11 protein-coding genes are annotated in these 14,160 nt (G+C 62.5%); 8 read left to right on the forward strand and 3 right to left on the reverse strand.

Going from position 1 to position 14,160, the window contains the following annotated elements; genetic code table 11:
• Positions 1-54 precede the first annotated feature (54 nt).
• Positions 55-864, forward strand: coding sequence for an enoyl-CoA hydratase/isomerase family protein (locus tag FJV43_RS28225; RefSeq protein WP_239622280.1), 810 nt, complete (start codon positions 55-57; stop codon positions 862-864).
• Between the two features lie 170 nt (positions 865-1,034).
• On the forward strand, positions 1,035-1,439 hold the full coding sequence (locus tag FJV43_RS28230) for a YccF domain-containing protein (protein ID WP_239622281.1): 405 nt from the start codon (positions 1,035-1,037) through the stop codon (positions 1,437-1,439).
• Positions 1,440-1,542: 103 nt separating this feature from the next.
• On the opposite strand, the gene FJV43_RS28235 is transcribed toward FJV43_RS28230, so the two are convergent.
• A complete protein-coding gene (locus FJV43_RS28235; RefSeq protein WP_239622282.1) occupies positions 1,543-2,544 on the reverse strand; it encodes an AraC family transcriptional regulator in 1,002 nt (333 codons plus the stop codon).
• A gap of 129 nt (positions 2,545-2,673) precedes the next feature.
• Between FJV43_RS28235 and FJV43_RS28240 the strand changes: the two genes are divergently transcribed.
• The 5 genes from FJV43_RS28240 (at position 2,674) to FJV43_RS28260 (ending at position 8,405) form a co-directional block, all read left to right on the forward strand.
• A complete protein-coding gene (locus FJV43_RS28240) occupies positions 2,674-3,210 on the forward strand; it encodes a helix-turn-helix transcriptional regulator (protein ID WP_239622283.1) in 537 nt (178 codons plus the stop codon).
• Between the two features lie 251 nt (positions 3,211-3,461).
• Positions 3,462-4,085 (forward strand): hypothetical protein, encoded by a 624-nt coding sequence (locus FJV43_RS28245; protein WP_239629638.1) that lies wholly within the window; start codon positions 3,462-3,464, stop codon positions 4,083-4,085.
• Between the two features lie 93 nt (positions 4,086-4,178).
• On the forward strand, positions 4,179-5,609 hold the full coding sequence (locus FJV43_RS28250; RefSeq protein WP_239622284.1) for a DUF1254 domain-containing protein: 1,431 nt from the start codon (positions 4,179-4,181) through the stop codon (positions 5,607-5,609).
• A 147-nt stretch (positions 5,610-5,756) separates the two neighbouring features.
• Positions 5,757-7,196 carry a DUF1254 domain-containing protein gene (locus FJV43_RS28255; RefSeq protein ID WP_239622285.1) on the forward strand — a complete coding sequence of 480 codons (1,440 nt, stop codon included), beginning with the start codon at positions 5,757-5,759 and terminating at the stop codon, positions 7,194-7,196.
• A gap of 201 nt (positions 7,197-7,397) precedes the next feature.
• Positions 7,398-8,405 (forward strand): transporter, encoded by a 1,008-nt coding sequence (locus tag FJV43_RS28260; protein WP_239629640.1) that lies wholly within the window; start codon positions 7,398-7,400, stop codon positions 8,403-8,405.
• A gap of 79 nt (positions 8,406-8,484) precedes the next feature.
• Here FJV43_RS28260 and FJV43_RS28265 read toward each other — a convergent pair whose 3' ends face one another.
• On the reverse strand, positions 8,485-8,892 hold the full coding sequence (locus FJV43_RS28265; RefSeq protein WP_239622286.1) for a hypothetical protein: 408 nt from the start codon (positions 8,890-8,892) through the stop codon (positions 8,485-8,487).
• Positions 8,893-9,311: 419 nt separating this feature from the next.
• A complete protein-coding gene (locus FJV43_RS28270) occupies positions 9,312-10,280 on the reverse strand; it encodes an IS110 family transposase (RefSeq protein WP_239621302.1) in 969 nt (322 codons plus the stop codon).
• Between the two features lie 1,030 nt (positions 10,281-11,310).
• On the opposite strand from FJV43_RS28270, the gene ppc reads away from it, so the two are divergent.
• Positions 11,311-14,106: a phosphoenolpyruvate carboxylase gene (ppc, locus tag FJV43_RS28275; RefSeq protein WP_239622287.1), complete on the forward strand. Its 2,796-nt coding sequence runs from the start codon at positions 11,311-11,313 to the stop codon at positions 14,104-14,106.
• Positions 14,107-14,160: the final 54 nt, after the last annotated feature.

Raw genomic sequence — 14,160 nt, forward strand, 5'->3', positions numbered from 1 at the left:
CCACTGTCCCGGATGTCGCTGCGCTCATCCGGGCTACGAGACCGAGGGGCTTTCATGAGCGACACGACAGATGGGGACATCACAAGCGAAGTCCTCTACACGGTCGCCGACCACATCGCGACCATCACGCTGAACGCGCCGGAGCGCATGAACACGATCTCCGGGCCGATGCTGAACGATCTCGCCCGCCTGCTGACCGAGGCCAATGAGGACAGGAATGTCCGCGTCGTGATCCTCACCGGCAAGGGCAGGGCGTTCTGCGCCGGCCTCGACCTGCGCAAGGAGCGCGACGGCAACGGTCTCAGCGCCGCGTCCTCGCCGACCACGATCAATCTCCGCAATACCCCGCCCACGGTCCTGCATGCGATGGACAAGCCCACCATCTGCGCGGTCAACGGCGGCGCCGCCGGTTATGGCATGGACACCGCGCTCGGCTGCGACATCCGCATCATGGCGGAGTCGGCAAAGCTCGCCGCCGCCTTCGTCAAGCGCGGCGTGGTGCCGGAGTCCGGCGGCACCTGGCTGTTGCCGCGCATGCTCGGCTGGGCCAAGGCCTCCGAGCTGATCTTCACGGGCCGTACGCTGAGTGCGCGCGAGTGCCTCGAATGGGGCCTCGCCAACGAGGTCGTGCCGGACGCCGAGCTGATGAGCCGCGCCATGACGATCGCGCGCGAAATCGCCACCAATGCGCCGCTGGCGGTGCAGGCCTCCAAGCGCATGATGCGGATGGGCCTCAACGAAAACTTCTCCGACCACGTCCACCACGTCTATCTGCAGCTCCTGCCGCTGTTCAGGACGGAGGACATGGCCGAGGGCATGAAGGCCTTCATGGAGAAGCGCGAGCCGAAATTCGAGGGGCGGTAGCCGGAGCCCGGATCGAGCGACTTGTCCGCCGTAGCTCGACGAGCGAAGGCGGAAGCGCATTCCGGACCAAGCCCCGGATCGCGCTGTGCGCCATATGGCCTGCCTTGCCGTCTTAGCAGGGACAGATTTCGCACCTATATAGGCGGGGTCATCGACCTGCGGATAGAACCATGGCCCCCGTCTCCATTCTCCTCAACATCCTCTGGATCCTGATCGGCGGCGCCTGGATGGCGTTTGGCTGGCTGGTGGCTGCCATCATCATGGCCATCACCATCATCGGCCTGCCCTGGGCGCGGGCGGCGTTCAACATCGCCGTCTACACGCTGCTGCCGTTCGGCTCGCGGGCGGTGCGCCGCGACGAGGTCACCGGCATGAGCGATATCGGCACCGGCCCGCTTGGGGTGATCGGCAACATCATCTGGTTCGTGCTCGCCGGCTGGTGGCTGGCGCTCGGCCATGTCCTGACCGCGCTGGTCCTCGCGATCACAATCATCGGCATCCCCTTCGCATGGGCCCATCTCAAGCTCGCGGGCATCGCGCTCTGGCCGATCGGCAAGGTGATCGTGCCGGCTTGAGGCGCGCGGACGCGTCAATGTCGGTCGCGGGGTCCGGTGCGCTCCGGCGAAGCTGACTTTGGAGCCTCGCGGCGGTCGACGCTCCTGTAGGACTTTCGCATCGCTAGGCTCGCGGCGAATTCTCTCGAAACTCGCGCGGCGTTATGCCCGCCATGCGGCGGAACGCACGGGCAAAGTGAGCCGGGTCGGTGTAACCCGTGGCCAAGGCAACATCGATTATCCTGGCGTCCGTCTTGCGCAGCAAGTCGGCACCTTTCTCGAACCGGACCTGATCGAGCAAGCGAGAGTATGTCAGTCCTGCGCTTGCGAGGCCGCGCTGAAGGCTTCTCACGCTGGTCCCGGCGATCTCGGCTACCTCGGCGATGCCGAGGGGGCCCTCATCCAGGTACGACGGAAGCATCATCTTGAGCGATGTTATGGCATCGGTGCCGATGCGCTGAAACTCGCGCTCCGATGGGCCTGATGCCGCGGGCTTCACCGGATTGGGTAAGCTCAGCAGTGAAATGGGCACATCAATCCATGAAACCTTCTGACCCGACAGGAAACGGGTGTGAGGCCACCGGGATTGGGTCTCGGGACCAGGCGTGTATCGAGCTTCAAAGGCGATGGTCGCCGGCGCCCAATTCGGCCCTGCAAACTGGCGGATGACGTACACCATCATCACGTTCTGCAGCCATTGCGTATGCTCGAGATGCAGAGTTCCAGCAGTTCCGGAGATGCTGTTGCAAACCCTCAAGAGGTCATCATGACGCTCGAGCCAATAGCGGACGAAGTTGTCTTCGATCTGGATAAGCTGACACCATTGCTCCAAGACGGAAAACAGGGTCGGCGCGTGGCGAACCGCAGCTTGAAGTTGGTCACTCATATGACCAAAGTGCATTCGTTGGACGGCTCGAAATCCAAGATCCGTAATCCCCTGCGATGACTGTGCAATCGTTGCGAACTGAAGTGCGGGAATGAGTGGGAAATAGTCATTGGGCTTCTGTTCGGGATGTGCTGGCAGGCCGAACCTGCTCAGCATCCGTTCAGCCGGGGCCCCGACATCGTTCAAAACCTCAACGAAAGGTGCAAGCAGGGCGCAGCGCGCCACGACAATGGCCTTCATGGTCGTGCCCCGGGACGTCACGGCTTTCCGCTGTCCCGGCCTCCCAAGGTGATGCAACCGCGCGCTTTGCTCATGATGCTACTTTAGACTGAGTTCAAGATCAACCTTGCCACGCTGCGCTGCGGCATCATGCCGGTGCTACCCTTCGCAACGGTCGGCGAAGTCGCATTTTGGCGCGCGATGGCCATACGTAACGGCGTCTTCTGCGTAAACATTGGCGAATATGTCGGAAGAGCGGAGGTTTTGCGCCGCATCATGAAGCGAGTCCCCACGCCGTCCCGATACGCTGTCCGAGCGGCCATCGCCGCGTCGCTGCGCCAGGACCGTGCGGTGCTCCCCCAAACGGCGCACCGGCTCGGCATCAGTGCCCGCTCGCTGCAGCGCCGCCTTGCCGAGATGGGCACCACCTACGCTGAGCTCGTCGCGGAGGTTCGGCTCGACACCGCCTGCCATCTGCTCGCGGAATCGGACGAAAACATCGCCGACATCGCTGCGCGTTTGGGTTTCGCAGGTGCCAGCAGCTTCAGCCGCAACTTCGCGCGCTTGATGAAGATCCAACCCAACGTCTATCGGCGACAGCAGTCAAACCGGACGAATGGCGCGAAATGCGGTCCTTTTGCCCGAAAGCCGGCAGGTAAGCGCTTCTCAGGACCTCGAAATGACTAACTCGACCTCGGAATGATTGGCGCGAAATGGCAAGACGCCGCGACATCGAGAGATCATTCTGCACGCTGTGCGAGCGTGCCTTGATTGATCAGTGAACTGGGAAGCGCGTCATGCAGGCATTTGGAATACCTGCCGTCAACCATTGGGTTTCGGCAGGCAACAGCCAACGAAAAAGACGAGCGGCAAACAGGAGTGAACGTCACATGCGGATCGCAGGACTAGATCGGATTATCGCAATACTCGCCCTGGCCATGACGTTTTGCAGCGCCAGTGCGTCGCTCGCCCAGAACGCGGCGGCACCGTCTTCCATGAAGACTATCGGCACGCCAGCAGCCTCAGCCAAACCCGAGATCGTGCCGTCGCTGTTCGTGCTCAACTCCCGTGGCGCCACGTTGCAAGGGGATACACTCACTTTGACCGGCGTGTCGCCCAGCTCCATCATATTTGCCGACCGTCCAGTACGCTCCGCAGGCCACCAGGCGACCGCTGACGTGATCGCGGAGTGGGGATCGGGTGACGACAGTTTCACCAAAAATCCTCCGAACGCGACCGTTTCCGTGCTGGGCAAGGATGGCTCGGTCAAGGACGCCGTCGTGGTCCTCAAGAACCCGAAGCTCGAGGGCGACAAGCTCACCTTCCATGTCCAGACTCTGGAAGGCGATCTTGCCGGCGCCGACGGTGGCGCTGCCCTCTTCATCGACATCATCGGGCGGCCGTTCACGCCGCTGTCGTTCGCCGGCGTTGCCCGGCGCAGCGCGTTCCGCGGCGCGATGTATGCAGGCGCCGTAGGCGCCGCCGCATATGGCGCGGCTGCGTACTATCACCCCTACGCGCGGCCGGCGTGCGGTTATTACCCGTATCCGCCCTGTTATTGAGACGAGAGAGGAGCGGGTTTCCCCTTAGCTCGGTGAATTGAGCGACCGAGAGCATCGAAAGATTTCAAGTTCTTCATTTCAACGGAGTTTATCATGGATGTCACCCGTCGCAACGTAACGATCGGCGGCATGAGCCTGCTCGTTAGTTCCTCGATAAGCACAATGGGCCACGCCGAGCTCGGCGAACTTCTCGGCACCGGCGAGGGACTCGAGGAGTTCGCACTCGCCACCGACGCCTACATCTTCGGCTATCCGCTCGTGACGATGGAGATGACGCGCCGTGTCATCACCAACGTTGCAAAGCCGGTCGGCACGCGCGCGCCGATGGGCCAGATCATCAAGCTGCGCAAGTACCCTGATGCGTCTTTCCGCGACGTGACGGCACCAAATGCAGACACGCTTTACACCAGTGCGTTCTTCGACGTCGGCAAGGAACCGTGGGTGCTCAGCATCCCGGACATGAAGGGCCGTTACGCACTCTTCCCGATGCTGGACGGCTGGACGACGGTATTCCAGGTGCCGGGCAAGCGGACGACCGGCACCGGCGCGCAGACCTATGCCATCACGGGCCCCGGATGGAAGGGCACGCTGCCGTCCGGCGTCAAGGAATACAAGTCGCCCACCAGCATCGTGTGGCTGCTCGGCCGCATCTATTGCACCGGCACGTCCGAGGACTACGCCGAGGTGCACAAGCTGCAGGACGAATGCAAGCTGGTCCCGCTGAGCTCCTATGGCAAGCCCTACACACCGCCTGAAGGCAAGGTCGATGCTTCCATCGACATGAAGACTGCTGTTCGTGATCAGGTCAATCGCATGGATGCGACGGCCTATTTCACGTTGCTCTGCAAGCTCATGAAAGACAATCCGCCGGCGGCCGCCGACGCGCCGCAACTCGCCAAGTTCGCGAGGATCGGAATCGTGCCCGGGAAGGATTTCGACGCAAGCAAGCTCAAGGCAGATTTCGTCAAGCGAGTTCCGGAGATCGGATTCGATCGCATCATGCTTCAGTTCAAGATCAACAAGGACATGAAGGACGAGAACGGCTGGGGCTTCACCACCAAGACCGGCATCTACGGTGCCGACTATCTGATGCGCGCGCTGGTTACCGCCATCGGGCTCGGCGCCAACCGTCCGCAGGACGCCGTATATCCGACCTCGCTGAAAGACGCTGAGGGCCGCAAATACAACGGTGCCAACAAATACGTGCTGCGATTTGCCAAGGGGCAGCTGCCGCCGGCGCTCGGGTTCTGGTCGCTGACGATGTACGATGCGAACTATTTCTTCGTGAACAATCCACTCGACCGCTACTCGATCAGCGCGCGACAGAATTTGAAATCGAATCCTGACGGCTCCACCGAACTCTACATCCAGAAGGACTCGCCGGGGAAGGACAAGGAATCCAACTGGCTTCCCGCACCGTCAGGCGATTTTGTCCTGATGATGCGGCTGTATTGGCCGAACGAGAGGAACCCCTCGATCATCAATGGATCTTGGAAGATTCCGCCGGTCAAGCAGGTCACGTGAGCCGAAGGCATACGACAGCACAAACTTTCAAATACCTCGGCTGGTCCGGCCTGCGGCTTTGACCTCATTCGCTCCGCCATCGAGGCCCAGCGCTTTGGCGCTGGCGTCGGCCGAACAAAAGAACAATGGTAACAAAGGAGAGCTCCCATGTTGACGAAACGCGATCTGCTTCGCTCCGCTGCGCTGACTGCGCTCGCCGTCACGACGGCGAAGTCCACCCCGGTAATCGCGCAGAACAAAGCCGATTGGCCCGGGCTGTTTGAGGCCAAGGACTTCGCCGAGGCAGGTTTCATCTATGGCCTGCCAATCGTGATGAACTATGCAATCATGTACGAATACGCGGTCGACCGCAATTCGGGGCAGTTCAAGGCACCGTTCAACCAAATCAAGAACGAGCCGAATGTCTACACCTACAAGGATACGGCAATCGTCACGCCCAATAGCGACACGCCCTATTCCTTCGTATGGCTGGATCTGCGGATGGAGCCGGTGGTGCTCTCGGTGCCCGCGATGGACCCGAAGCGCTACTACTCGGTCATGCTCTGCGACGGGAATACCTACAATTACGGCTATATCGGCACCCGAGCCACAGGGAGCGAGACCGGCGACTACATGGTGGTCGGGCCCAACTGGAAGGGCGACACCCCGGCGGGCATCAAACGGGTGTTTCGTTCGAGCACACAGTTATCCCTTGCGGGCTATCGCACCCAGCTTTTCGGCCCGGATGATCTCGATAACGTCAAGAAGGTGCAAGCTGGTTACAAGGTGCAGATGCTCTCGGCTTATCTGAAACAGACGCCGCCGCCGGCCGCGCCAGCCATCGACTTCCCCAAGATCGACAAGGAACTCGTGAAGACCAACTTCTTCGATTATCTCGACTTCGCGCTACAATTCGCGCCGGCACAGGATAATGAAAAGGAGATACGCTCCAAGCTGGCACGCATCGGGGTCGGGCCAGGCAAGACCCTCAACTTCAAGGACCTGCCACTGGAGCACAAGCTGGAGCTTGGCCTCGGCATGAAGGAGGGTCAGCGGAAGGTGGACGAGGCCGTCGCATCTGCCGGCGAGGCGATCAATGGCTGGCGCGTTAGCGGTCTTCCAGGCGATAGCGCCCACTACAATGGCGACTGGTTGAAGCGAGCCGTCGCCGCTCAGGCCGGCATCTACGGCAATGACCCGGCGGAAGCGACCTATCCGTTCACGCGCGTTGACAGCGACGGCCGGACGCTCGACGGCAGCAAGCACAATTACACACTGACCTTCCCCGCGGGACAACTGCCACCGGTGAACTCCTTCTGGTCGGTGACGATGTATGACGGCAAGAGCCAACTCCTGGTCGAGAACCCGATCAGCCGCTACCTCATCAACTCGCCGATGTTGCCCGGCATGAAGAAGAATGAGGATGGCTCGCTCACCCTCTACATCCAGAAGGACAGCCCCGGCGCGGACAAGGAAGCAAACTGGCTGCCTGCGCCCAATGACACGATCTATCTTGTCATGCGCTTGTACTGGCCGAAGAGCGAAGCACCTTCGATCCTGCCGGCCGGCGAAGGGAGCTGGCAGCCGCCTGGCATCAAGCGGGTTTGACAGTCGTCTGAATGCAGATCGATTCGGCAAATGGTCCGGGCAGATCGTATGCCGCATACCATTGGCGAGGACCGTGACCACCCGTTGCAGTTCAGCGACGGCCATTTTGGGTTCAGATACAATGAGTGTCGGGGGCAGAGAATGACGCCATCCAAGCAAGAATCTCGGATTTGGTTCATCCGCACGAGTCTCGGCGCAGCCATGGTGCTGCTCGGCTGCGTGCCCGAAGCGGCATATGCCGATGAGGGTGGGGTTTCGTACTGGCTTCCCGGCCGGTTCGGCAGCCTCGCGGCGGCCCCGGCGGTGCCGGGCTGGTCGATGGCGGCGGTGTATTATCACACGACCGTATCCGCATCCGGGGCCACAGCCGCGGCGAAGGAAATCCAGATCGGCAGGTTTCCCGCGACGGTGAACAGCAGCCTCAATCTGCATCTCAATGCGCAGGGCGATCTCGTTCTGCTCAACCCCACCTACACCTTCGCAACGCCGGTGCTCGGAGGACAATTGGCCATTGGCGTAACCGGCCTGTTCGGGCGCTCGAGCGCCGACCTGAGCGGGACGCTGACCACGGCACTCGGACCGCTCGTGATAACGCGCAACGGCACCATTGCCGACTCCATCACATCGGTCGGCGACCTCTATCCGCAGGCGACATTGAAGTGGAACGCCGGCGTCCACAATTTCATGACCTATGTGACCGGGGACATTCCGGTCGGCGCCTATTCGCCAATCCGGCTTGCCAATCTCGGTATCGGCCATGCTGCTATCGACGGCGGCGGCGGCTACACCTACTTCAATCCGCAGACCGGCCACGAGTTTTCGGCTGTCGCGGGACTTACCTACAATTTCAAGAACCACGACACACAATATCAGAATGGCATCGACTTCCACTTCGACTGGGGCGCCTCCCAGTTTCTCTCTAAGCAGCTTTTTGTCGGACTGGTGGGGTACGGCTATCAGCAGATCACCGACGACTTTGGACAACACCCGATCCTCGGTGGTTTCCGGTCACGGGTCGTTGGCGTAGGTCCGCAGGTCGGATACCTGTTTCCGGTTGAAGACATGCAAGGCTATCTCAACCTGAAGGCATATGGCGAATTCGCGGCGGAGAACCGGCCGGCAGGATGGAACGCGTGGTTGACGTTCTCGATCTCGCCGATGGCTCCTGCCGGCACCGTAGCGCCGACCCGACGGATGGTGACGAAATAGGCCGTGGTCGCACACAATCCCACGCGTTGCCCGGTCGGGCAAAGCACGCCACATGCAGGTCAAGGGGCCAGAACCGTCCTCAGATTTCGCAACTGGTCAGATTCAATGCCTTGCGCAAGCCACCAAACGCCTTGAGCCGACAGGGCTCGGTATTGTTGGCGGCCTTTGAACGCTGGACATTGGCAGTTCGCTTGATAGCGGCTGCTTTCGGTTTTGGCTTGGGACGTTCAGCGGTCGCGATCTTCTTCGAATGGTGCCGATGACGGGTGATCGTTTCCGGCTCGTGCGAACCGAGATGGATGTCTTCCGGCGGAGCAACGGGCGGTTCGACCAAAGCAGCCTGTGTCGGCATCTCGCTGCTCACAGCGACGACGTCAAGGCGATCGGCCTTCGCCAATGCGTCATGTGCAGCCGGGATGGCTGCGTTTTGCTCGGCAAGCGGCTGGACGGTCGCGACAGCGCGACGCGGTGGAGCTGTCAGCTCCATTGCTGAGAGCATTCCTACACTCAACAGGATGAGGAGGCCCAACAACGCCATTCTCAGCATAATGCGCCTCTAACCTAGGTTAGTGCCGCTGAAAATTCTCCGCTGCAATAAGGCAACTTGTCGGCGGCTGCCGCCTCACGACGAATCATTTGCGCGACAGGGTTAACGTCGGTGATGCTCCTGCACGTGCCGAAAATGCCGCCGCTCACTAGCCTGTAGCAACCATTAAATAGCGGCCGTGTTTTGCGCCGTCCGGATCGCCTGCGTCTGCCATGATGACGCCGTGCTCGCGTCCGTCAAGGCGTGGCCTGGCGGCAGATCGGGTGATGTTGGGGCGAGCGACGGCCATCCTTGACGGACGCTACGCGCGACGTCATGAGGAGCCGTAGGTCGGGACGAAGAAGCGCGTCTCGGTCGAACTAAGAAGCAGGGAATGATCCTACCGGAGGTTCGCCGCACCACGGCGTGCCGCGAGCCACCACTGTGTTGGCGAAGATGAGCATCTTTCTGGCACAGGCAACGAGCGCCTGCTTGTGTTCCTTTCCAGCCGCAGTCAGCCGTTGATAGAGCTTGATGAGCTGCGGGTTCCATCGAAACGATGCGGCCAGTGAAGCCGTATAAAGGGCGCGGCGCAGCCGCTTTCGTCCGCCCTCGATATGCCGAACGCCTGACCGGTCGCCGCTGTCGTCGTCATAGGGCGCAAGGCCGGCGAGAGCGACAGCTTGCTCCCGCGTGATCTGGCCGATCTCAGGCAGACGCACCAGGATGGCCACGGCGGTCGGCAGCCCGATGCCGTCAACGCTGTTGATCAGGGCAAGTCTCTTGGCAAGGTCGGGATGCTTGCGGATCGAGGCGACCAGAGCCTTGAGTGCGACCCTCACGCGCTGCTCCAGGCGAGCGATATCCTCTTGCCAGAGCTTGTTGATCGCCGCATTGCGGCAGCTTTCGATCCTGTTTTTGAGGCGTGCAATATCCTCACCGATCTGATCGATCATGGTCAGCTGCTCGGCGAACGGCAGCAACCGGGGATCGGGAGCGGTATGGATCTTCCGCACCGCGGCGGTGCAGGTTGCGATAAGAGCGGCATCGATCTTATCGTTCTTGGCCCGTTGCAAGTGGAATGCGGCATAGGCTCGGACCTGAGCCGGCTGAAACACCACAACCACAAACCCCTTGCGTCGCAGTTCGGCGACGACAGCCTGTTCGTAACCGCCGCTCGCCTCGATGCCGACGCGTTTGATGCGATGCTGTCGCAGCCACGTCAGCAAAGCCTCATGGCCTTCCGCCGTGTTCGTCACCTGCAACTGCTCGCGGCTGCCCTCGATCGCCACATCGAGCTTCCGTTTGCCGGTATCGATCCCGGCACAGATCGTGGTATGCTTGGCCATCTTCGTCGATCCCTCCCTTGTTATGCGAACCTAAAGTTCGTTCAACCATTCGGGTCCCGATGAAGTGCCGATCGCGATCTTGCTACGTCTGACAGCCCTCAAGGCTTCGGTGGGTACCGATCCGATCGAACGGCGACCCAGCTCGGGCGGCCACCCGGGCTGGGCCATTCCTCACGGAACGGCTCAATATAACCAATCGGGCTAATACAAGGATGGGTAGAGCGTAAGCGAAACCCATCAAGCTCCGCCGATGACGCAACGCGATGGGTTTCGCAAGGGCTCAACCCATCCTACGCGCTGAGCCCCTTAATCGCTCGCGGTGCCCGGAGGCAAAACACGCCGCGGTCACAGCGTCTCGTTTCGGCCACGGGGGCGAGCACGCGTAGCCTCCGTTGATCAGGGACGGGACGTCCGCGGACGGCAAAAGCGTGTGGTCCTGACGCCCGGGGTCTGTGCGTCAGGGCTTGCGGTGGTGAAGCGGCCCGACCGGGCGCGCGCAACGATCATCCGCAAGGCGACGGGGGCAATAGTGCATCGCTCCCGGGGGAGAACGCGCCATAAGCCGCAAAACCATTGCGCAGGGAAGGCCGGGATGTCCCGCGGCATCACCTGTGGTCACCCCGCGTGCGGACCCTGGGTGCCAGCCGGCGCCCGGGCTTCCCTGCGCCCTTCATCTCGATGAGGGCGAAACGGACAGCAGAGCTCGGGCGAAACCGGCCACGAGACCGCGAGACTATGTCCATTGGGGAGATTGCAGCAATCTCTCGTGCCCCGGACGCAGCGCAGCGCGCCGCCGTCTTCGCGGCGTGATGCGCTGCAGAGCCGGGGCCCATGTTGCGGCAATGTGCTCTGTGGCTTCTGGGTCCCGGCTCGGCGCAGCAACGCTTGCGGCGTTGCTGCTTGTCCGGGACACGCGATCATCACCCAGCCCTGCCGCGCCGCCACCAAGTTCATCTTGCACTGCGGCGGAAAAATATCGCACACTCGCCCTTGCCGGGCATCCAAGCGAGCTCGAACCAAGGAGCGAGCCATGTCCCTCCAGACCGTACCATCCGACAGCACTGAACCTCGCCCCAACCGCCCTGAGGACGTCCAGGCGCTTGAGGCCGACGCGCGCATGCGGGACGACATTCGCCTGCTCGGGCGCATCCTCGGCGACACCGTGCGCGACCAGGAGGGCGCCGACGTGTTCGACCTGGTCGAGCGCATCCGGCAGACCTCGATCCGGTTCCACCGCGACGAGGACCGGCTCGCCCGCCGTGAGCTCGAGCAGATCCTCGACAGCATGTCGACCTCCGAGACGGTGCGGATCGTCCGTGCCTTCAGCTATTTCTCGCATCTTGCCAACATCGCCGAGGACCAGAACAACATCCGCCAGATGCGCGCGCGCGCTGCCAAAAGCAGCGGCTCCGGCGTGCTGGCGGACACGCTGGCCCATGCCAAGGCGGCGGGCGTTGGTCCCGATCAGCTCCGCAACTTCTTCAAGACCGCGCTGGTCAGCCCGGTGCTGACCGCGCATCCGACCGAAGTCCGACGCAAGAGCACCATGGACCGCGAGATGGAGGTCGCCGGCCTGCTCGATCGCCGCGAGCGGGTCGCGTTGACCGCGGAGGAGGCGGCCGCCAGCGACGAGCAGCTTCGCCGCGAGGTGTTGACGTTGTGGCAGACCAATCTCTTGCGCCGGACCAAGCTGACCGTGCTCGACGAGGTCGCCAACGGCCTGTCCTTCTACGACTACACCTTCCTGCGCGAGGTGCCGCGGCTCGTAAACGCGCTCGAAGATCGGCTGGAGGAGGATGGCGCACAGGCTGCCGGCGAGCTCGCCTCGTTCCTGCGCATGGGCAGCTGGATCGGCGGTGACCGTGACGGCAACCCCTTCGTCACCGCCGACGTCATGCGCGGCACGCTGCGGCTGCAGTCGAGCCGGGTGATGCAGTTCTATCTGAACGAGCTGCACGTGCTCGGCTCCGAGCTGTCGATCGCGGCTCATCTCGCCGATGTCTCCGAGGAACTGCGAAACCTGGCGGAGCGCTCGCCGGACACCTCGCCGCACCGGAGCGGCGAGCCTTATCGCCTCGCGGTGTCCGGCATCTATGCCCGGCTCGCCGCAACGGCCGAAATGCTGGAGGTCGAGATCACACGCCGGCCGGTCGGCAAAGCGGCGCCTTACGCCAGCGTCAAGGAGCTGCAGGCCGATCTCGACGTGCTGCACCGTTCGCTGATCTCCAACAATGCCCGCGTCATCGCCCGCGGCCGGCTGCGGCTGCTGCGCCGCGCGGTGGACTGCTTCGGCTTCCATCTCGCCCGGCTCGACATCCGCCAGAACTCGGCCGTGCACGAACGCACGATCGCCGAGCTGATGGACGCCGCCAATCCCGGCATGTCCTATCTCGCGCTCGGCGAGGACGCGCGCATCTCGTTGCTCACCAACGAATTGCGCTCGACGCGCGCGCTGGTCTCGCCCTTCGTCAAATACAGCGACGAGACCATGGGTGAGCTCAACCTCTTCCATGCCGCCGCGGAAGCGCATGCGAAGTTCGGCTCGGACGCCATTCCCCAATGCATCATCTCGATGTGCAAGGGCATGTCGGACATGCTGGAAGTGGCCGTGCTGCTCAAGGAGGTCGGCCTCGTCCATCCCTCCGGCCGCAGCGCCGTGAACATCGTGCCGCTGTTCGAGACCATCGAGGATCTGCAGGCCTCATCCGGCATCATGGATCGCATGCTGTCGCTGCACGACTACCGCCGTCTGGTCGACAGCCGCGGCAGCGTGCAGGAGGTCATGCTCGGCTATTCCGACTCGAACAAGGACGGCGGCTTCGTCACCTCGGGCTGGGAGCTCTACAAGGCCGAGATCGGCCTCGTCGAGGTGTTCGAGCGCCACCACGTGCGGCTGCGCCTGTTCCACGGCCGCGGCGGCTCGGTCGGTCGCGGCGGCGGGCCGAGCTATGACGCCATCATCGCGCAGCCAGGCGGCGCCGTGAACGGCCAGATCCGCATCACCGAGCAGGGCGAGATCATCTCGTCGAAATATTCCAACGCCGAGGTCGGCCGCAACAATCTGGAGATCCTCGCCGCGGCGACGCTGGAAGCAAGCCTCCTGCATCCGCGCCAGAGCGCACCGCGCCGCGAATATCTGGTCGCGATGGACGAGCTTTCCAATCTGGCGTTCAAGGCCTATCGCGGCCTGGTCTACGAAACGGAAGGCTTCGTCGATTATTTCTGGGCTTCCACCGTCATCAACGAGATCGCGACGCTCAACATCGGCAGCCGCCCGGCCTCGCGCAAGAAGACCCGCGCCATCGAGGACCTTCGCGCCATCCCCTGGGTGTTCTCCTGGGCGCAATGCCGTCTGATGCTGCCGGGCTGGTACGGCTTCGGCAGCGCGGTCGAGCAATGGATCGCCGAGCATCCCGACAAGGGCATGCCGTTCCTGAAGGAGCTCTATCAGGAATGGCCGTTCTTCCGCATGCTGCTGTCGAACATGGACATGGTGCTGGCGAAAAGCTCGATCGCGATCGCCTCTCGCTATGCCGAGCTCGTGCCCGACGAAGCCTTGCGCGAGAAGATCTTCGGCCGTATCCGCCGCGAATGGCATTCCTGCATCGAGACGCTCCTGGACATCATGGGCCAGGACCGGCTGCTCCAGGGCAACCCGCTGCTGGAGCGCTCCGTACGCCACCGCTTCCCCTATCTCGACCCGCTCAACCACGTGCAAGTCGAGCTCTTGAAGGAGCACCGCGCGCAGAACCCGGACGAGCAGGTGCTGCGCGGCATTCAGCTGACCATCAACGGCATCTCGGCGGGGTTGCGGAATACGGGGTAACCCTTAACCGGTCATTCCGGGGCGCGCGAAGCGCGAACTACGGTGCGCAATTGC

Source organism: Bradyrhizobium sp. I71, assembly GCF_022354745.1.
GTDB classification, from domain to species: domain Bacteria; phylum Pseudomonadota; class Alphaproteobacteria; order Rhizobiales; family Xanthobacteraceae; genus Bradyrhizobium; species Bradyrhizobium liaoningense.

Bases quoted from the DNA above. Each gene is read 5' to 3' on its own strand.
- FJV43_RS28225 (WP_239622280.1), top strand. From the start codon at position 55: ATGAGCGACACGACAGATGGGGACATCACAAGCGAAGTCCTCTACACG.
- FJV43_RS28230 (WP_239622281.1), top strand. From the start codon at position 1,035: ATGGCCCCCGTCTCCATTCTCCTCAACATCCTCTGGATCCTGATCGGC.
- FJV43_RS28235 (WP_239622282.1), bottom strand. From the start codon at position 2,544: ATGAAGGCCATTGTCGTGGCGCGCTGCGCCCTGCTTGCACCTTTCGTT.
- FJV43_RS28240 (WP_239622283.1), top strand. From the start codon at position 2,674: ATGCCGGTGCTACCCTTCGCAACGGTCGGCGAAGTCGCATTTTGGCGC.
- FJV43_RS28245 (WP_239629638.1), top strand. From the start codon at position 3,462: ATGACGTTTTGCAGCGCCAGTGCGTCGCTCGCCCAGAACGCGGCGGCA.
- FJV43_RS28250 (WP_239622284.1), top strand. From the start codon at position 4,179: ATGGATGTCACCCGTCGCAACGTAACGATCGGCGGCATGAGCCTGCTC.
- FJV43_RS28255 (WP_239622285.1), top strand. From the start codon at position 5,757: ATGTTGACGAAACGCGATCTGCTTCGCTCCGCTGCGCTGACTGCGCTC.
- FJV43_RS28260 (WP_239629640.1), top strand. From the start codon at position 7,398: ATGGTGCTGCTCGGCTGCGTGCCCGAAGCGGCATATGCCGATGAGGGT.
- FJV43_RS28265 (WP_239622286.1), bottom strand. From the start codon at position 8,892: ATGGAGCTGACAGCTCCACCGCGTCGCGCTGTCGCGACCGTCCAGCCG.
- FJV43_RS28270 (WP_239621302.1), bottom strand. From the start codon at position 10,280: ATGGCCAAGCATACCACGATCTGTGCCGGGATCGATACCGGCAAACGG.
- ppc (WP_239622287.1), top strand. From the start codon at position 11,311: ATGTCCCTCCAGACCGTACCATCCGACAGCACTGAACCTCGCCCCAAC.